Here is an 18928-nt window from a genome sequence, read left to right as displayed (position 1 = left end):
CCTGGTAAAATTAAGTATGGGTGGAACAGGGGGACATGTCATTATTCGAAGAATTGACCTGCCGTTTATGGTCAAAATATTCTGCATAATGTTAATATCGTATAACGTTGCGGCAACCAGTGGTACTGAAGGACTGCCCGCTAATACAGACAGCCAAGCTAATATTGCTACAGCCCTAACGATACCTTATTACAACCAGGGAGACACCAACTGGTGCCTTTATGCCTGCCTTTCAATGATGTTGAATTACAATAACAGACAGGTAGAACCCTGGGAGATCGCCGCATACTTCAATTCAGGACATGATGAAACCTTCGAAGGGCAATACAATATATTTGATAAGTCACTGGAAGAATACACCTCCAAAAAATGGTCCATAAATACTAAAAGGACATTGTGGGGTTACAATATTGATAATTTCGATGTTGATAATTTCAATTCTATAATCAGGAATAACATAGACAAGGGACAACCAGTTTTGCTGGCTTTCCAGTATACTGATCAGGATAACATAAAAAAGGGGCACGCTGTTGTTGCAGTGGCTTATGACGAGGAAAATATATATCTGTCTGATCCCAGTGGTGCGATCACAGAAAATCTATTCGAAACCGGAGAAGGGAAGATTGCCGCACCTGTCAGCTGGAATGATTTCAACGAAAAACTTGTAGGGAATATAATGCTGACTAATATGGCATTTACCCTCGAGATAATGGAAAATGCTCCTGTGAACAGTCCGGAGGGTTCCATATACCTGATCGATAATAGCGATCACAAATATAGTGATGTATGTTTCACGGATCGTTTCAGTTCAAATGATGTCGGTCTTTTGCGCTTTGATGGCAGATATGACAATGGATATCATATCATCCGAAAAGATGATATGTCCAGCGAAAGAGGCATCTCTGTCCGGGATACTATGTCCCTCTACTTCACAGTTGCAAATCCCGCCACAGAACAGAAGAACTATACTGTGACCAGTGAAGTGATAAACAAGGATTCAGGAAATACTGTGGACAGTTTCTTTTTATCAACAGACATGAATGTAGCAGGCAGAGGGACGCTCTCTAAAGGCATTAACTATTCTAACCAGCTGGAAAAAGTCCCAGATGGTGATTACTGCTTTTTAATGACACTTTTCAATGAGAATGGACATAAAATTGACTCGGTATCATTAGAAATGCATATACCTTCATGCTGAACAGGCATTCCCGGAGTGGATAAAGTTGAATCTACGTATAAACACGTATGACTGGCTTTAGCCTGGAACCTCACTGATATAATAACCTGTCCGTACTTTGCAGTACTCGGCATATATTTGTTGCATAATATTATTTCGATTTTATGTGGCGTTAAATTAAAATCCGGTATGAAATTCACCCAAGATATAATTAAATACAATAAATTTAGTTTTCTAATTTGTAGGTTGAGGTGTCTAATGGCACTTGACCTCTGAAAGGGTTCGGTATGAAGTAAGGGAGAGTGGAATGAATACAATGACAACTGTAGTTGCATAGCAGAAGTCATTCTCATAAACAAAGTATTAACCAATACCAGAGGACTATGGGGGGATATGATTGTATTGGGCAAGATTTTGGGAAGATAAAAATAATAAGATACTAAGAGAAGTACCACTACATGCAAATAACAAGAATGAAGCAACCAATGTATTTAGACATGATTTTCCGTATATAAACAGTTTTGAGTTGATCTCGCCTCACAGAGGGATGAATAAATAGGCAAACTGACGATAAAGGCGTACAACAAAAAACTGGATACTGTTCCCTCATACCGTTCCCTATTATTTCCTTATACTACCTTTTTTGGTTTAAATCACCAACATGGCACGTGTAGTCTTTAACGGAACATTCTTCGAACTCAAACTCAAGTGTTGCATGTTTAACCCTATATTTCGCAAGTTTCTTTTTTAGAGTCCTTTTTAGTTTTTCTACTTCTGCCATGTCCTGCTCAAGGGTAAATATGTGAGCATTGAGAGCATTGACCTGAGAACTCAGACTCCAGAAATGCACATGGTGAACACCTTCAACACCTTCAGTATTTTCTATATCGGAGATCACATCTTCAAGTTTGAGGTCTTTTGGGACGAATTCCAGCAGTATCCGAAGGCTTTCCCTTATTATCGGGACTGCAGTCAGCATGATGAATAGGGCAATTACCACGCTGAGAATTGGATCCACTATTACCTGCCCGGTAAGATATATCCAGACCGATGCAAAAATAACGGCTACTGAAGACAGAGTATCCGTTAACACATGCATAAAGGCACTCTGTACGTTCAGGTCATGACTGCCATGGAGCATAAGGGTCACATAAACGTTCACTGACAGACCTACCAATGCAACAATAAGCATTATGGTACTCTCAACAGGCTCGGGCGTGAGAAATCGTTGATATGCTTCTATAATGATCCATAGACTAACCCCTATTAATAAAAATCCGTTTATCAAAGCAGCAAATATCTCCACCCTATGATATCCGAACGTTCGGGTAATTGTTGGTTCTAAGTTTCTTGAGATCTTGATCGCACCCAATGAAACAACCAGGGAGAATATATCCCTTAACATGTGCCCGGCGTCACCCAACAGGGCCAGAGAACCGGATAAGATCCCACCGATCACTTCCAGAATAAAGAATATGGATGTTAAGAAGATAGCAACTTTCAATGCACGTTGAACATCCACACTTTTCACCACTACAAGGTATCCGGGAACTTGGCTATATAATCTTTGATGTCAAAAAAAAGAAACATGCTGTTCCCAGATATTATAAGGGGATCAGCAGAAGTAAAAACAAGAGGCTTATTTAAAAAATAAAGGGTTTTTAACCGTCGTTTCCGATAGCATCTACCGGACAGCTTGCTAATGATTCCTCGGATAATTCTTTCTCCGAATCGTTCTCTGGCTGCTTGTAAACATAAGCATGTGTGCCATCTTCCGCCATCTTGAAATTATCCGGAGCAGTATCCACACACACCTCACAACCTATACATTCTTCATCAACATAATATGGGCCCGGAACATTTTCCGAAAGTTTGTTACTTTTATCAGCTATATCTCACTCCCCCTGTTGTTAACATCATGAAATAGAATAAGCTTGGTCAATAAGTCATTTTCGATAACAATGTTACCTGCCAGGCACGATAAAATGCAACTGCCAAGTGCCTGATACTCAGTATAATAATTGCAATCAAATGTAGAGAATAGTGCAAGCTATAAATAGATATTTAAAGTACAATTGATATACCTTTTAGATAAGGGGGTAAATTAATGCGGAAAGCAATTTTAATATTTGCGTTACTGATAGGTATGTTCCTGACCGTCGGATGCACAGATTATGGCGGAGATGAAGAAGATCTGGGCATAGAGGATGAGGAACTCGAAGATGAGGAACTTGGTGAAGAGGATGAGGAGCTGATAGAAGAGCCTTCAGAGGAAGAGAATTACGAGGGGCCAGTACAGGATGAACTCATTGATGACACAGATGACGTGGAAGAAAATGAAACTGCTTTGAGTGAAGAAGAAACAGGGGAAGTTATTGCAGTGCCTATGGATGCATAAGTACAAGCACTGTTTTCAAGAAATCATTGGGAGCTTAGAGTTCTAAGCCCCGCTTTTTCATTGGCTAAAGGTTTCACAGTATTCAGATATCTTTTTACAAGGCAGTTTTAATCCCTTTCTACACTCCCATATAAACAAATTCCAACGGTAGTTTTCTTCGAGAACAATGTTACTTGTTTAAGAAAAAATCAAGTCATTTTGTATCTCATTGTCATATTTTCAGGCACATGCGACTACGTTGCAAAATATGTAAGTACGCCACACTAGCACTCTTTGTAAACCATAGTAAATATAAAATTATGCAGGGATCCTCATAATCGAATAAAAAGACTTATAAAATACAATTGACATAAACCTATGATAAGGGGGTTAAACTAATGCGAAAAGCATTACTAATATTTGCATTACTGATAGGTATATTTTTGACCATCGGATGCACAGATATTGAAGATGAAGATGAGCTTGAAGATGACGAGGAGCTAGGTATAGAGGACGATGATCTGGGAATCAGTGAATCGTCAGGGGATCTAAGTGGAGATTCAGACAATTCACATACTGTAACGGGAACAGAGGAATTGTTAGTTTAAACAAATTGTATTTTATGGTGATGGGAGTCACTTTGAAAGCAGACAACAGTTCAGACATATCAGGATAGAAAGGGGTTAAAATATGAGAAAGCAATTGATAATATTATTTGTAGTGATGTTAGCTGTTTTTGCAGCCATTGGCTGTACAGACACTGAGGACCAGCCGGTTGAAGAAGATGGCATTGGTGAAGAGAACGGCATAAGTGAAGATCCGACCACAGATATTGAAGAAGATGATCAGATAACAGATGATCAGATAATGGAAGACGACCAGATTGAAGAAGACAATCAGACAACAGATGATCTGACAGTGGACAACCAGACAGAAGAAGAAGAAGAAGGGGAGACCGTAGTTATAATTGATGAGGATGGTTTTAATCCTTCTGAAATAGAGATATCTGTAGGTGAAACTGTCACTTGGATAAACCAGGATGATTCGGTCCATACAGTAACGGGTGATGCACTTGCTTTCGACTCTGGTGAACTTGCTGAGGGTGAATCTTACAGCTACACTTTTGATGAGGCAGGAACATTCGAGTATGAGTCAGAGGAAGATTTCCTCCTTAGCGGTACAATTACTGTAACTGAGGAAGATAACAACCAGACCACACAAGATCAACAAGAAAATGGGGATGTTGTGGTAGTACCTACAACTGAGTAAGCAGCTTTCTCCAACTTACATATTGGAAAACTGCTGAGTTCTGACTTATGCTCCCATAACCCAAAAACATTTTTTTCAAATCTTATTTTTTTGAAGTGCAAGGCCATTATCCGGACTGATAGCCCGTCAAAGAGGATCTAATATATTTATAAATGTTCGGATTCACTTTTAAACTAGAAGACACATATATCGTACATAGGGAAAAACGTCTGTAATCCATATTGGGGAGGAGTTATATGGGCGTAGAAGACATAATGAAAGAGATCAAGGATGAGACTGAGAGTATAATCAATACAAAAACGCTGATAGGAGATCCGTTCACCTGGGCCGGGAAAACCGTTATGCCCGTTATGAAAGTATCCGCTGGATTCGGAAGTGCCGGCGGAGAGCGTAAAAAAGAAATGGGTACTGGCTTTGCCGGAGGGGGATATGCAGGAGTTAACATGGAACCCATCGCTTTTGTAGTTATATCCGATGATGATGTACGACTTCTTAGCATAACAGGAAGGCACAGGTATAGCAGTGTTGTGGACCTGATTCCTGAGGTCGCAAGTAAGATTCCTCAGGCCATGGAAAGAGCAAAGGTTGCAGGTAGTGGAGTTGCTGAAAAGGTCAAACATGGGTCGGAGGAAGTAGGCAAAAAAATCAAAGAAAGAAGAGAGTCAAAAGGAGGTTCATCAGGTTCAGTGAGCGAAGCCGTTCAGGATAAAGCGGGAGAAGTAAAGCAAAAAATGGAAGAAAGATTTGGTTCTGAACAGGAAGAACAGACTCCAGAAACCGGGGAACACCCGGAAGAAGGCAAGCTGCCTTTCAGCAGCAGGTCAATGCCCGAAGGACCAGGCGGTACAGGAGGGAAATAAACCTTCCAATCATTTTTAGATATCTGAAAAAAAACGTTAATTGAATTGCTGTAATGCCAATATACCGGTTCCGGGAGGATACAGCCGTCTATTATTACTACTGCTTTTTTGTATCCGTTTTTCTGAATTGATTTTTCCTGCCATATATTCTACCAAACAGGTGCAAAGATATATGTTTTGATGTTGACATATGCTTAGTTCATGGGAATATTCAGCAGGATACTTGGTTCAGATTCCAGAGGCATGGACATAAAGAAAAACGAGAAGGAAGCTCAAAAGAATTATACTAAAGCCAACTTGCTTGTTGAGATGGGAAGATTTGACGAAGCTCTGGCAGAATACGACCGCTCATCAGAGATGTGGGATAAAATAGGCAATTATCTTTCAGAAAATCACAATGAGGAAAGAGCCCTGGAAGCATACAGAAGATCAGCAGAGGCCAGAAGTTCCAAAGGCGGGATCTATTACAAGTCAGGGAAATATGAAGAAGCCCTTAACTCGGTCGACCCCCTGCTAAAGATCGCTCCGGGTAGCTCCCTTCAATGGTCAAACCGGGGACTTGCACTTTTCAACCTCAAGAGATATGAAGAAGCAATAAGATCCTTTAACAAAGCACTTGAGATCGATCCGGAACTTGCCGGAACCTGGTGCTCGAGAGGGAGTTCACTCATGGAACTTGGCAGGTACGAAGAATCACTCGAATCCTTTGACAAGGCCAGGGAGAATGCAGAAGTCATAGAATTCCGTTTTCCGAGATTCACCTGGGTACCTCCCACAGAGAATAAGGAACTGAAATATGATGTCGCAGATGCCTGCTATCTAAAAGGTATTGCCCTGACAATGCTAGGCAGATATAAAGAAGCAGTAGAATCCTTTGACGAGGCACTTGAAACCAGGCCTGACTATGCAGCAGCTGTGAATGCAAGGAAGAAAGCTATTTCAAAAATATAGAAATAATTGCAGAAACAATACAATGGTTTTGATACTGCAACACTGCAGTTCATATGGGGCACAGATGAGACATGCATCATGCATAGGAAGGCAGGAGTGCTCTTTTTAGACATAGATATTATCTGAAGAATTTTATAGCTTTTACATCCAAAATAAGCATCAAAAGAAGTCAGTACCACCTATTATGACCTACAATGGACTAATAATCAATTTCAAGATGCTTTTGTACCTCCATATAGCCTAATAATTAATTTTATATATTGAAAATGCAATTACAATCCTTTCACTGGCTTTTTATTAAAAATTATTCAATAGAGAGCTTTGAAAATTATGAACAGCTGCTAAAAAGGGTCAAACTCGGAATAAACACGATAACTGATAAAAGGAGTAGATATGAGGAAAGAAAAGTATGAGTTCCCTCTGGAAGAATATATTTCCAGCAAGGAATTTAAAAAGATCAAACGTTTTTCAAGGGATAAAGAGACACCGTTCTTAATAGTTGATCTGGAAAAGATCAGGGTTATGTACGACCAGATAGTCGAACATATGTCTTTTGTAAAGATATATTATGCAGTTAAGGCAAATCCAATGGATGAGGTCATAACCACACTCAAGGATAAAGGGTCCAGCTTTGATGTGGCAACGATATATGAAGTTGACCAGTTACTCAGACTTGAGGTAGAACCTGGGCGTATAAGCTACGGAAACACCATAAAGAAAGAGAAGGATATAGCATACGCTTATGAAAGAGGTATCCGGCTTTTTGTAACGGATTGCGAGAGTGACCTCAGAAAGCTTGCCAGGAATGCACCGGGTTCAAGAGTTTTTTTCCGGGTACTTACAGAAAGTGACGGAGCAGACTGGCCCCTCTCCAGGAAATTCGGTGCCCACCCGGATATTATTTATAAGCTTATCCTCAAATCCCATGCACTGGGCCTGGAGCCCTACGGATTATCTTTCCATGTAGGTTCCCAGCAACGCGACATCGGACAGTGGGATAACGCGATCTCCAAGTGCAAATACCTTTTCACAGCTGCAGCTGAAAAAGGCATACATCTCAGGATGATAAACCTCGGTGGTGGTTTCCCTGCAAAATACCTTTCACCTGCCAATGAGCTTGAAACCTATGCCCATGAGATATACCGCTTTTTATACGAGGATTTCGGAGAAGAACTGCCGGAGATTATTATCGAGCCGGGAAGATCTCTGACAGCTGATGCAGGAATTATCGTTAGCGAAGTAGTGATGGTATCAAAAAAAGCCAAATTCAATCAGTACAGGTGGGTCTATCTTGACATCGGAAAATTCGGCGGCCTGATCGAGACTCTTGATGAATGCATCAAGTATCCCATATATTGTGAGAAAAAAGGATGTGCTGAAGAGGTTATACTTGCCGGCCCTACATGTGACAGTATGGACATCCTTTATGAGGATCATAAATACACATTTCCCCATACCCTCAAAGAGGGAAACCGTGTGTATATTTTCACTACCGGAGCCTACACACAGAGTTACTGTTCCGTGGCTTTCAACGGTTTCCCGCCCCTGAAGGCCTATGTACTTTAAGAGAATTACACGCTTTTAAAAATCAGCAGAAATGTAATAGCTATCCTTAATAACTAAAAAATAGCAGCAGGCGCTTAAGTAGTGCCTGTTCATATTTAAATCCCATATTGGGCTTTCTGAGTCTTTACAAATCAGGCCTTTGTGTTCTGGATTATAGAAGACAGGCCGTACATGTAAATATCCAGGTTACCGTTACGATAATCAGTCCATATGATCATGCCATCATGTATATCAGGCTGATTCTGCCATGATTCATTGGCTGTGACCTGCCATTCCTCCCCTGAAGTAACATTGTACATGTAGATATCGGCATCAAAGACGATGGAATCCTGTCTTGTATTATCAGGATCCTCTACTACCTGATCCTTATCACGAAGATCTGTCCATACTATCCTGTCACCATGTACAGCAGGTTCTCCCTGCCATGAATTATTGTCAGTAACATTGAATTCTTCTGCGGTAGTGATATTATACATGTAAATATCAGCATTGACCTGTGCTATGTCCTGCAATGTTAGGTTAGCATTATCTTCTGTCATGTTAAAATTGCGGTAATCTTCCCAGACTACTATGCCATCACTTATAGCGGGAGATAACTGATCCGACCCGTTCATAGTAATCTGAATCTCTTCTCCGGAAGTGACATTGTACATGTAGATGTCCCAGTTACCATTACGATTATCCTCCCACACTACCGTATCATTACAGACAGCAGGGTTAAGCTGAGCAAACTTGTTTTCAGTGATCTGTATTTCCTCTTCAGAGGACAAATTATACATGTAGATATCCCAGTTGCCGTTACGGGCATCCTCCCAGACCACCAGGTCATCGTATATTGCAGGGCTCCACTGGATAGATCCGTTTGTAGTTATCTGCATGGTCTCTTCAGTGGAGAGATTATGCATATACACATCTACATTGAACTGAAGCCAGTCCTCAACTGTCAGATCCTCATTCTCTGGAGGAAGAGTTGCATTGCCATAGTCCTCCCAGACTATCCTGTCACCATAGATATCAGGTGCATTCTGCATGGATTCATACTCAAGCGATAGATTCTTGCCTGTTGTGATATTGTATGCATAGATATCCGTATCCAGCTGGAAATAATTATTGAATGTTGTGTTCTCAATGTCCTCCAGGGTTACATTACGATAATCCGTCCATACTATCCAGTCTCCGTAGATTGCAAGCTGGTCCTGATCAGATGCATTCATTGTAATTTGTGTTTCATTCCCCTCGGCTATCTGTGAGGATGCACCGTTTACAGCCAATAAGGACATTGCTAAGCAAAGCAGCAAGTATTGTGTAGTCGTCATTTGAATTACCCCGGGTATCCAAGTGCCACCTAAGATACCAATCGACTTATTTTTAATCAGGAAGACTTATGATTTGTGAACGAATGTTAAGTAGCCGATTCTTTAAATTAAAGTTTTAAAGTAACTATGAAATCGTCACACAAAGAACGGAAAGACAAAATTACAATGGCTGGATAATAAGATATTCCGGAACCGGTAAAATGAGAAAAGAACAGGGTGGAATGAAAACCTGATGGTTCAACACTCCTGCAAGAGTTGCCTGCATGTAACGATAATTGAGTACGGAACATCAGACACTTTGCCTGCGGCCCTTCCTATGAGCCTTATGTTATCGCATCCTGCTTTTACATTATTGCTTTGACATCGACCTTTGTTCTGAACTCATCCAGAGTTATGCGGGATTCCAGGAAATCCAGAACATCTCCGGTAGGCACGCTGACTTCAAAGAGCGGGTTATTCTGCGCGTACATCTGTATAATTATCTCGTCGGTACCGGGAGCTTCCCCGGCTGCAACGCCCATAATATAGAACCATGCCAGGAGCGCATCGGAGTCCGACTTCACAGGTGGCTGGTCGTACTTTACAAATACACGTTCCGGTGTCACCTGCACATTTGCATCATCTATGCCCTGGAATGCAAGAGATTCATATACGGACATACTTGCAGCTTTATCGTCATCATAACCATTTGCTATCATCGAAGTCCATTCATCCCTGCTAACATCGTAAGTAGCACCATCATCCCCGCCTGAGAACAGGAGGAATAGAAGGATAAGTCCAATTACTGCCATTGTCTTCTTTTTCATAGGTCGTATTCCTCCCCGTTATTGTAGCTTATTTTCGGATCAGTACGTTTGACCACCTGGCAATTATCCCATTTCCAGGGTTTCCAGCTACTTCCAATATCTTTTATGGCTACGTCACCAATCGGATTTTCCCATTCGTCGGTGGGTACATAATAGGTCTCACCATTTGTAGTGACCTTTATCCAGAAATCGGGACGGATCTCATGTTCCTGACCGTTCTCATCAGTATAAGGCATGGAATAGGAAGGTCCTGATGATGTCTGTGTTACCTTACCGTACTCACTCAGGAAAGCGTTTGGCGTGGAAGTGCCGATACCACCGTTTGTAATCTTGCCCTGTCTTGCATCACTGTTCTTTATTGCGTTGTCAAGTTCAGGAATTACCATGACGATCTTTTCAGCGACCTCCAGTTCCTTTTTTATAAATTCACCAACAACAGGAATCTTGCCGGCAACTTCCTGACCGGTTCTGGAAACTGCATACAGAGCTTTTGCGCTTGTGCCTGATGCGCCTTTCATCTCACTGAGCTTTTCATAATTCTTGTAAGCTTCCACGTATTTGTCCACTTCTTCCTTTACGCTGTTGATTTTATCCATTCTTTCAAAGGTCTTTGATATTTTAGATCCGGGGTAGCTATCAGAAAAGAAAGAAGCAGCTTCATGTCCGGTTTTGACCTTTCCCAGAGTATCCTTTGTGGTTTTATTTATCACTTCAAGATCCATGATTTCACCGAGTTTGCCTGCAACTCTGTCCTTGCCATCATAATCAGCTCCTCCTTTGACTTTAACCGGACTTTCCACCTCAAAGCTAAAGTCGTTTCCAAAGACCTGTTCGATCTTTTCTTTGTTGGAGCCTGCATCCTGCCCTTCACCAAGGTCCATTTCACCTAGTTTATCAATGTCTTCGGAACTTTCGGCCCGGATTATGTTGACGATCTTTGCATGATCCTGCATGGTTCTGATAAAATTTTCAGATAGTACATAGTTCATATGAACTTTCTGGTAATCATCGATATCCTGTTTACTGATATCATCTATGTCAATCTCACCTTCATTTTCAACGAGTCCTTCCACTTCCAGTAGTTGATAGGTGAAAAGCAGATCATCAACTCCATCAGACTCATCGTCATGTTCCGTAGATCCCATCTCTCCGTCTGCGGTGTCATCCTTTGCATCAGGAATAAGTTCAGGATCCTGATACTCGGAGAATTCCTCTTCACTATACTCACCTGTTTGCATATTTCCGTTATCTGCTATTCCTTTACTGACATCACCACTTGCAACTGATTGCTCCACGAGTCTGGTGAAAATATTTTCAGATACCGGCCGGATGGTAGACAGGGGGAGGTTGTAACCGTCTATCTGCACAAGAACTCTGTATCCGCCAGGCGCAGGGGCTGAGAACATGATACTGCTGCTTACGATCTGGTTCGGGAACTCTCCGGTGATCAGCATTTCATCCAGGTCCCAGTAATCAATATTTTGCATTTCAGATGTTAGTGGACCATGTTCAGATACACTTATCAGACCGACATGTTCAGAATCCCCTTCATACCAGATCCCATTGTCAGCAAAACCTGGCTTTATCTCCTTTGCAGCATTATGTACTATAAGTTTGACCTGGTTCTGATCATATTCTGCCATTACAACAGGTACTGATGCAAAAATAGAGAATAAAAAAATTATGATTAATATATTATTTTTCATATACTTTTCGTATATTTGATAATATAAATAATTTATGATTAATACAACAAATTCATGTAATTTTAAATTTGAATTCCTTTCAGGAAGGGCAGGCATCACTTGCCTGAGCCCTTTAAAAGGGCATGCAGTTATTCAATGACAGTTATCTGATGATCACAAAATGCAAAACTGTTTAAAATTAAGTCAATAGTTTCGCCAATGATCGGTATATATGTGCAACCTGAAATACGGAGAATATTCTTTTAACGTATCGTATATAAAAAAAGTGTAAAAGTCTCATGTGCAATGTCTGCTTCGAACTCACGAAATCCTACAAGACAGGTCCTAAGCACATTGCCTTTGACCTGGCTCGGCAACCCTTACATGCAGCTGAAAAGAAAATCAAGTTCTTTTGGCTCTGTAAAACTCAGAAAAAGTGATAGTTCAACCTATCAATCTTCTGATCACCTGTAGATTAGATCAATGTTCTTAATTTAATCGGATGATGTTGATTGAGATGGATTTTCTACAGAGCTTGATGCTGCTTGTTGAACTGTAGGGCATATGCTTCGTTCATACAGAGTATTTATGTCCCTGTAATTGATGGCATTTACAGGACATACTCCTATGCACCTTTTACAGCTTGTTCCCAGGCAGAGTTCTGCATTATACTCTGCATAGATGAGATTATCTCTGTGGACGATATGTATAGCTTTTTCAGGACATTCCTTTTCACACTGATGGCACATTATGCAATTGATAGCAGACTCCTCAACGATTACCCCAATGTCATTGATTATTCTGATATTGATAGGATTTGTATCTTTTATGTCATCTGAGAGACACACTTCATATTCAGGTTTGATGAATACAGAAGGAGAAGGCAGGGCTGGAAGTTTATATATCTTCAAAAAACGATTATAAGATTGCATATCCATGCCTTCTGTCCAATAAGAAAGCTCGCATGTATAGAACTTTTTGAAAGTATCGCTTGTAGCCATCATCAGATGGTCCACTTTTATCTTCTTAGAAAGCTCTATAACTTCATCAAGCTTTGAACTGTCGGTCAGTATTTTTCTGGCAAGAGCTAGAGAGGTATTGCCAAACTGAACTATTCTTTTTGAGTACTTTGGACAGGAACCTGCATACATAGCCTTCCGGGGGTCCACATAGGTTCCAGATGCTCCGGTCATATACATATTTTCAAGTTCTTCATATGCGATACCGGCTTCTATGATCAATGTTAATTGTGAAGCCCTTATTGCACCAATGGCTTTACCGGCTTCTTTTATATCATTTTCAGAGATCACTATATTCTCACTCAGAAACAATCTGCCGTTTTTGATATTGGGTGGGCTTTCAATGAGACCTGTCTGCATCGCAAGCGCAAGACAGGCGATTAGACCGGTACCTGTTATACCCAAAGGTCTTAGGGTCGATCTTTCAACTATATCGCCACTTGAAGGATCGACCAGATGTGAGGGGTGGCTTATCATATGTTCATCAAGAACGGTGAGCCTCCAGTATTTACCTTCTATATTAACATCGGAAATAGCTCCAGGACTTGCAAGCATGCCACAACTCACTCCCTGTCCTTCAATAGCCGGACCAGCAGCAGCACTTGCTGTTATGATTCGGTCCCCTACCTTAATGGCCATTTCAGCATTTGTTCCATAATCGGTCACTATAGTAGGGGTTGATTGTTCCAGGAAATCCGTCTCCAGCATCATGGCAAGTGCATCAGCACCAATCTCATGCCTGACCGCTGGAGGAACAATTATCTCACAATTGCTCATGTCAATTCTGTTCTCAAATATCTCACTTGCCGGAAAGACCCTTGCATTACGCTCTATATTTCCAATGCCGAGTCTTTTCTGCATGTTCTCGCCGGCATAGGCAAGGTCCCTTATTTCAGAGTTCTGGAAAAATGACAATTGAATTGGATTTCCACAAACAGCCATCTTGGTTATGTGTGCGGGATCAATACTAAAACTTTGTATTAACTTACATATCGTATCAATAATAATCTCATGTGCCACACTTTCCCCGACAGTGATAGCAAAATCAAGGTGGTCCGTGATGTTACCTCCCGGAAGAGGATGCTTTTCTGTCATTGCAGTTTCAAGTACCTGACTTGATCCGAGATCTATCAGCTGAGCCCTGAAACCACTTGTACCCATGTCTATTGCAATTCCGTACATATGATACCTCCTTTAGAAACAGGATTCCATTGTTTCACGAAGAACTTGCATTTCCTCAGGAGGAGTATTCAATGGAATCTCACACCCTGTGGATAGAATAAAACCTTTATCAGGAGCCGCATTCATACAATTCCTAACTTCAGAAGCGATATTATCCATTTCCCCGGAAGTGAAAATATATGGATTAATGTTCCCCATTAGACAAATACCAGAATCATGAAATTCTTGAAAATCTCTGAAACAATATCGCTGTCTGCAACCAATACTCTCATGGTTGTGGAGCTTTTCACATTGCACTCCGTATTTTTTTCCAAGCGTTTCTACATTACCAGAGGCAAAGTTGAGTGCGTCAGGTTTCAAAGCCAGTTCCAGATCATGAAATGCATTGGATGCACAGTTATGGGATATAACATAACCGCCGTTGTCCTGTATGTGGGAATATAATTCTTTGGTGTACCGGAAACCAAATTCTCTCGCCATTTCCGGGCTGAAAAGATCAGCTGCACTGCCTCCGTTTTCCATAAATACCCCATCTGCTCCTGCATCAAGCATTTTGTCTGCAAAAATAATGCAACTCTCAGTGAGAAGTTCCAGTAATTGGTGGAAATTGTCGCTATCCTTTATCATTTCCATGCACATCCTGCTTCCACCCATTAACTGTGAAGCAAGCATGAGCGGTGTAAGTGAGGCACAGCTGATAAATACTTCATCCCCCAGTTCTTTTTTAAGCAGGATAATCGATTCTTCAATTGTTCTCAATCTTTCTGATCTCTCGATATCTTCCGGATTTATCTTTTCATATTCACTGGCAGATCGTAAAGGAAATTCTGCTATGGTAGGGTAGGACTTTTTTTTGATATTCAACTTTGCCCCAAGTGCTTCCGCTTCCACAAGAAGGCATCCCCACGGTGACATAACGTTGTCATGATGATACATTTCCCGTGCCAGTATCTGTGCCTTTGCAATTCCCTTTGCAGAATAATAAACATCTTCCATAGTAGTGTTCATACGATCAAGAACGGCATTGCCTGCACCAAACCACAGATATCCGAGGGGCACCCTGTCAACCTCCTTAATTTCAAGGGCATTCATAAATCGCTCTTTTGAAGTCATTTCCTCTGACATTTTATCTCCCCTATTTTATTCGGGATTATTTTTTCAACAGGATCTTATCGATCCTCAAAATGTTGTTTGTGGTTTCAGTTGCTGCAATGACAGACATCTTTTTTATGCTCGCAGAATCATATACAGGAGGGTTGTTCTCAACCACTTTTCGTTCATAGTCTATCCTGCAATCGATTCCTCTGTTATAATTATTGAGCATTTGTATCATTGCATCCACTTCATTGAGACCAGCATTACGTGCAAGTATTCTGGGAATCTCTTCAAGAGCATTTGCGTATTCGATTACAGCAAGTTGCTCCTTTCCTTCAAATGTTGACGCATATTTCCTGAGCATTTGTGAGAGTACAAATTCGATACCGCCTCCTCCTTTGACGACAACAGGCTTTTTCATAAGAAATGCAGCGTTGTTCAAAGCGTCATCTACTGCTTCTTCGAGTTTTTCAAGACCATATCTGAATGGTTCCCATATCAGAATGGTGGATATCGGCTGATCATCAACAGAGATGAATAGGAAGTATTCTCCATTTTTCTTTTCAACATTCACCTCATCAATAAAACCAAGGTCATCAGGAATGATATCGTCCCGGATGGAAATGATGTTGGCACCTGTTGTTTTGGATATCATTTCTATATCCATCATCTTTAATTTCTTGAAGAGTAAGATGTCATGTTTTGCAAGTGAATCCTCCACATATTCATTTACATCTCCCTCACAGAGAACGATATCAGCTCCTGAGTCAATGATCTTCTGTGCAAGGGCTTTAACAGTTCTCGTTTGTTCTTGCGCTATAAGTTCGGAATTATCAAAACCATCTATCCTGATATTACGCTGGGAGTTTATTATCTTGCTCTCAAATTTTACATTGTAATTGAGTATGAGGATTTTTGCACCTTTGAAATGAAAAGGCATATCATGTCTTGCAGGAGTCTCATCCAAAATAATACCCGAGATACATTCCATCGCAGGCCCGCCTACTTTTTTAATAACCCTGATATACTCATTAAGATCAATGGAACCATCATCATTCAGGTCTTTAAGCTTTGAAAACGTTTTTAGCACGATATCTGTTATCATCTGAGCCTGACCGGATTCGATACCTTTGCTGAGGCTGGCATTTTCTATTACATAACGCAGATCTTCTTCAGAAGTTGCCATCGTACTTTCATATTCAAGTATATCGTAAACTTTGTTCAAAGCAAGCTGATATCCTTTTATGATAGTTGTTGGATGTAATCCGTAATCTACAAGCTTTGCAGCATTCTCAACGAGAGATGAAGCAAGAATGACCGCGGTCTTTGTACCATCACCACATACTTTGTCCATGGACTTTGCGAGCTCTTTCAGAGACGTAACAACAGGATGTAACACATCTATCTCTTCGATTATCGTTTTCCCATCACTTGTCATATAAATATCATCAGTCGGGCTGATTATGATCTTATTCATTCCACGGGGTCCGAAAGAGGAAGCGAAGAGGTCCTTTATATCTATGGATGCATGCTCCATGTGATATATGAGTTCATCTTTTTCCACATCACCCGTTATACCTATACGATTACGCACACTTTGACGCAGAGCATCCATATTGTCCAATGCATGTGTGTTCTGATGTTGTGCAATTGAAGTATTCATACGCTTCTCCTGGGACTGCCTATAGCCACACCGACAAATCGCGTTTCAAGTGGAATCGTGCCCACAGCTCCAATGTCGTCTCTTTTAAGCTGAAAATTGACATTATCCATATTCAGACCATAACCTTTCATGTATTGTGCAACTGATTTTTCAACATGCTCGGTTGCATGATCTACAGCACCCTTGTATTCTTCAAATATTTGCCTGCCCTCATCCGAGAAAAGAGTATAGCTAGAGCTACCTCTTGAGGAAGGTTTTATCAGCATCTCTGTTCTGTAGATCACATCGCCTACAAGGGCTCCAACCGCATTACCAACTTCATAGAAAGCCGGTATATCCATATCAACTTCAATGACCTTGTTCAGTTCCTTTGCATAGGCTTTTACAGGAGCCCCTACCATCACTACCGGAATCTTTGGTTTGAACATCAGCATGTCAGGATATTCCAGTAACTTTCTGATATCTTCTTTTTTGACATCAGGACAGAAGTAAGAAACAAGATGTAAGGCCAGGCTTTTCTGAAAATTCTGTTTAAGTTCCAAACAGAACTCATCCCTGCTCATACCGAGATATCCTGATAGTATGTCTGCTCCTATGAAAGATGCAGTTTTATTCCACTGTTCGTATTCCCCAAGTACGTGCAGTGCATCCGTTGGTGTGAAACCAATCTGATGGACGTGTCTTTTCCTGATAAGTGATTTTAAGACGTCTACGAACATGAGAGGATGCATCTCAATCTTTTTTTCTATATCTGATAACGACGATGGTCCATCTCCAATAGCATCCAGTACATTTATTTCCTGACCATCAAGCTCTGACTTTTTCATATTAGATGAGCCAGATTCCCGATTTATAAAGAAGACAGTAGGCTGCATTATTTCGGACATCATATGAGGAGTGAATTTTTGCATGTTATTCAGTTTATCTATCAGGGAAGGATATTCCGATGCTGCCAGGCACAGAGGGATCACTCTTTTTGGGCCAATGAACATCTTTTTCTGTACCCATACATGACTATCTCCTCCTAAAGCGGAAGTGTCCATTTTTATAGCCTTTACCATAGTGCTCCAGCCTCCTACAACAGCTCCGGAATCATTTACTACAGGAACACCATCATGTATCATTGCAATATCAGTACTCGTTCCACCTATATCCAGAGCAATGCAGGTTTTGCTTCCTGTCAGGTGTGCTGCCCCTACAAGACTTGCAGCAGGGCCAGAGAATATGGATTCCACTGGTTTTTCAAGAGCTTCTTCTATTTTGACAAGGGAACCGTCACATTTCATCATCATCAATATGGATTTAATACCCTTTTTTTCCATGACTGAAGATATCGATTTTATAAATTCATCTATCACAGGTATCAGCTGGGCATTCAAAAGTGCGGTCACAGCTCTTTCATAGGCTCCAAGACTAAGGGACAGTTCATGTCCGCAGACAACTGGAAGATCTGTCAGTTCACGAACGTATTCTTTAACCCTGATCTCGTGGTCAGGGTTTCTGACGCCAAAATAAGAAGATATAGCAAATGAAGCAACCCTGTTTTTATTCTCCAACACGAAATCTTTCACATCTTCAAGGCTTCCAAGGTTTGTTATCTCATTACCATCGGAATCGTGACCGCCATCGATCGAAATGCTATAATCGGTTGGCAATTCTTTGTTTATGGAATATCCTATCATAATAAGAGCTGCAGGATAACCTTTGCCTTCAAGTGTAGTATTTGTTGCCAGTGTTGTGGATACAGAAGTAAAAGTAACTCTTTTAAGATACTCTTCTTTTAGCCCCCCAAGTGTATTCTCAATGCCTTTTATCAGGTCGGGATAAGTTGTCAGTGACTTATGAGAATCAATAATATTTCCTTTCTCAAGATCCATTATTACGGCATCAGTATATGTGCCACCTGTATCAATACCAAGTCCTAGATTCATTGTTATTCACCTTTCCATATGAAGTGATAGA

Annotated in this window: 16 protein-coding genes; 7 read left to right on the top strand and 9 right to left on the bottom strand. The window is 40.8% G+C overall.

Annotated features, from left to right (window positions below; genetic code table 11):
* Window positions 1-67: 67 nt before the first annotated feature.
* Entirely contained in the window at window positions 68-1198 is a 1131-nt protein-coding gene (locus CUN85_RS04180) for a C39 family peptidase (RefSeq protein ID WP_167848784.1), read from the top strand.
* Between the two features lie 613 nt (window positions 1199-1811).
* On the opposite strand, the gene CUN85_RS04175 is transcribed toward CUN85_RS04180, so the two are convergent.
* Together CUN85_RS04175 and CUN85_RS04170 are read right to left on the bottom strand one after the other, a co-directional pair.
* Window positions 1812-2711, bottom strand: coding sequence for a cation diffusion facilitator family transporter (locus CUN85_RS04175; RefSeq protein WP_135389060.1), 900 nt, complete (start codon window positions 2709-2711; stop codon window positions 1812-1814).
* 127 nt (window positions 2712-2838) lie between these two features.
* The gene (locus tag CUN85_RS04170; protein WP_135389059.1) at window positions 2839-3069 is read right to left on the bottom strand and encodes a ferredoxin; all 231 of its coding nucleotides are present in this window, start codon (window positions 3067-3069) and stop codon (window positions 2839-2841) included.
* A gap of 215 nt (window positions 3070-3284) precedes the next feature.
* On the opposite strand from CUN85_RS04170, the gene CUN85_RS12935 reads away from it, so the two are divergent.
* The 6 genes from CUN85_RS12935 (at window position 3285) to CUN85_RS04140 (ending at window position 8200) form a co-directional block, all read left to right on the top strand.
* Window positions 3285-3575, top strand: coding sequence for a hypothetical protein (locus CUN85_RS12935; RefSeq protein ID WP_167848783.1), 291 nt, complete (start codon window positions 3285-3287; stop codon window positions 3573-3575).
* A gap of 377 nt (window positions 3576-3952) precedes the next feature.
* The gene (locus CUN85_RS04160; RefSeq protein ID WP_135389058.1) at window positions 3953-4162 is read left to right on the top strand and encodes a hypothetical protein; all 210 of its coding nucleotides are present in this window, start codon (window positions 3953-3955) and stop codon (window positions 4160-4162) included.
* 82 nt (window positions 4163-4244) lie between these two features.
* Entirely contained in the window at window positions 4245-4823 is a 579-nt protein-coding gene (locus CUN85_RS04155; protein WP_235856189.1) for a cupredoxin domain-containing protein, read from the top strand.
* Window positions 4824-5059: 236 nt separating this feature from the next.
* Window positions 5060-5683 carry a GerW family sporulation protein gene (locus CUN85_RS04150; protein WP_135389057.1) on the top strand — a complete coding sequence of 208 codons (624 nt, stop codon included), beginning with the start codon at window positions 5060-5062 and terminating at the stop codon, window positions 5681-5683.
* A gap of 201 nt (window positions 5684-5884) precedes the next feature.
* A complete protein-coding gene (locus CUN85_RS04145; RefSeq protein ID WP_135389056.1) occupies window positions 5885-6634 on the top strand; it encodes a tetratricopeptide repeat protein in 750 nt (249 codons plus the stop codon).
* A gap of 393 nt (window positions 6635-7027) precedes the next feature.
* Entirely contained in the window at window positions 7028-8200 is a 1173-nt protein-coding gene (locus CUN85_RS04140; RefSeq protein ID WP_135389055.1) for a type III PLP-dependent enzyme, read from the top strand.
* A gap of 131 nt (window positions 8201-8331) precedes the next feature.
* Here the strand turns inward: CUN85_RS04140 and CUN85_RS04135 are convergent, their stop codons facing one another.
* From CUN85_RS04135 to CUN85_RS04105, 7 genes are all read right to left on the bottom strand, one after another.
* Window positions 8332-9516 carry a hypothetical protein gene (locus CUN85_RS04135; protein WP_135389054.1) on the bottom strand — a complete coding sequence of 395 codons (1185 nt, stop codon included), beginning with the start codon at window positions 9514-9516 and terminating at the stop codon, window positions 8332-8334.
* A 344-nt stretch (window positions 9517-9860) separates the two neighbouring features.
* Complete coding sequence (locus CUN85_RS04130; RefSeq protein WP_135389053.1) at window positions 9861-10322, bottom strand: hypothetical protein; 462 nt, start codon at window positions 10320-10322, stop codon at window positions 9861-9863.
* Window positions 10319-11965 carry a hypothetical protein gene (locus CUN85_RS04125; protein ID WP_135389052.1) on the bottom strand — a complete coding sequence of 549 codons (1647 nt, stop codon included), beginning with the start codon at window positions 11963-11965 and terminating at the stop codon, window positions 10319-10321. The genes CUN85_RS04130 and CUN85_RS04125 overlap by 4 nt, the downstream gene beginning before the upstream one ends.
* A 536-nt stretch (window positions 11966-12501) precedes the next feature.
* On the bottom strand, window positions 12502-14208 hold the full coding sequence (locus CUN85_RS04120; RefSeq protein WP_135389051.1) for a methylamine methyltransferase corrinoid protein reductive activase: 1707 nt from the start codon (window positions 14206-14208) through the stop codon (window positions 12502-12504).
* 12 nt (window positions 14209-14220) lie between these two features.
* Entirely contained in the window at window positions 14221-15333 is a 1113-nt protein-coding gene (locus CUN85_RS04115) for a uroporphyrinogen decarboxylase family protein (RefSeq protein ID WP_135389050.1), read from the bottom strand.
* Between the two features lie 25 nt (window positions 15334-15358).
* Window positions 15359-16966, bottom strand: a complete 1608-nt coding sequence (locus CUN85_RS04110; RefSeq protein WP_135389049.1) for a TCP-1/cpn60 chaperonin family protein — start codon at window positions 16964-16966, stop codon at window positions 15359-15361.
* Complete coding sequence (locus tag CUN85_RS04105; RefSeq protein ID WP_135389048.1) at window positions 16963-18897, bottom strand: hydantoinase/oxoprolinase family protein; 1935 nt, start codon at window positions 18895-18897, stop codon at window positions 16963-16965. Before CUN85_RS04105 ends, CUN85_RS04110 begins: the two co-directional genes overlap by 4 nt.
* Between the last annotated feature and the right edge of the window lie 31 nt (window positions 18898-18928).

This window comes from Methanolobus halotolerans (assembly GCF_004745425.1).
Taxonomy (GTDB): domain Archaea; phylum Halobacteriota; class Methanosarcinia; order Methanosarcinales; family Methanosarcinaceae; genus Methanolobus; species Methanolobus halotolerans.
The sequence above is the reverse complement of the archived record's forward strand: the minus strand, read 5'-3'. Positions and strand labels throughout refer to the sequence as shown.

Excerpts from the sequence above, each read along its gene's own strand:
- CUN85_RS04105 (WP_135389048.1), bottom strand. The coding sequence starts at position 18,897 with ATGAATCTAGGACTTGGTATTGATACAGGTGGCACATATACTGATGCC.
- CUN85_RS04125 (WP_135389052.1), bottom strand. The coding sequence starts at position 11,965 with ATGGCAGAATATGATCAGAACCAGGTCAAACTTATAGTACATAATGCT.
- CUN85_RS12935 (WP_167848783.1), top strand. The coding sequence starts at position 3,285 with ATGCGGAAAGCAATTTTAATATTTGCGTTACTGATAGGTATGTTCCTG.
- CUN85_RS04110 (WP_135389049.1), bottom strand. The coding sequence starts at position 16,966 with ATGAATACTTCAATTGCACAACATCAGAACACACATGCATTGGACAAT.
- CUN85_RS04115 (WP_135389050.1), bottom strand. The coding sequence starts at position 15,333 with ATGTCAGAGGAAATGACTTCAAAAGAGCGATTTATGAATGCCCTTGAA.
- CUN85_RS04130 (WP_135389053.1), bottom strand. The coding sequence starts at position 10,322 with ATGAAAAAGAAGACAATGGCAGTAATTGGACTTATCCTTCTATTCCTC.
- CUN85_RS04155 (WP_235856189.1), top strand. The coding sequence starts at position 4,245 with ATGAGAAAGCAATTGATAATATTATTTGTAGTGATGTTAGCTGTTTTT.
- CUN85_RS04180 (WP_167848784.1), top strand. The coding sequence starts at position 68 with ATGGTCAAAATATTCTGCATAATGTTAATATCGTATAACGTTGCGGCA.
- CUN85_RS04135 (WP_135389054.1), bottom strand. The coding sequence starts at position 9,516 with ATGACGACTACACAATACTTGCTGCTTTGCTTAGCAATGTCCTTATTG.
- CUN85_RS04140 (WP_135389055.1), top strand. The coding sequence starts at position 7,028 with ATGAGGAAAGAAAAGTATGAGTTCCCTCTGGAAGAATATATTTCCAGC.
- CUN85_RS04150 (WP_135389057.1), top strand. The coding sequence starts at position 5,060 with ATGGGCGTAGAAGACATAATGAAAGAGATCAAGGATGAGACTGAGAGT.
- CUN85_RS04160 (WP_135389058.1), top strand. The coding sequence starts at position 3,953 with ATGCGAAAAGCATTACTAATATTTGCATTACTGATAGGTATATTTTTG.
- CUN85_RS04145 (WP_135389056.1), top strand. The coding sequence starts at position 5,885 with ATGGGAATATTCAGCAGGATACTTGGTTCAGATTCCAGAGGCATGGAC.
- CUN85_RS04120 (WP_135389051.1), bottom strand. The coding sequence starts at position 14,208 with ATGTACGGAATTGCAATAGACATGGGTACAAGTGGTTTCAGGGCTCAG.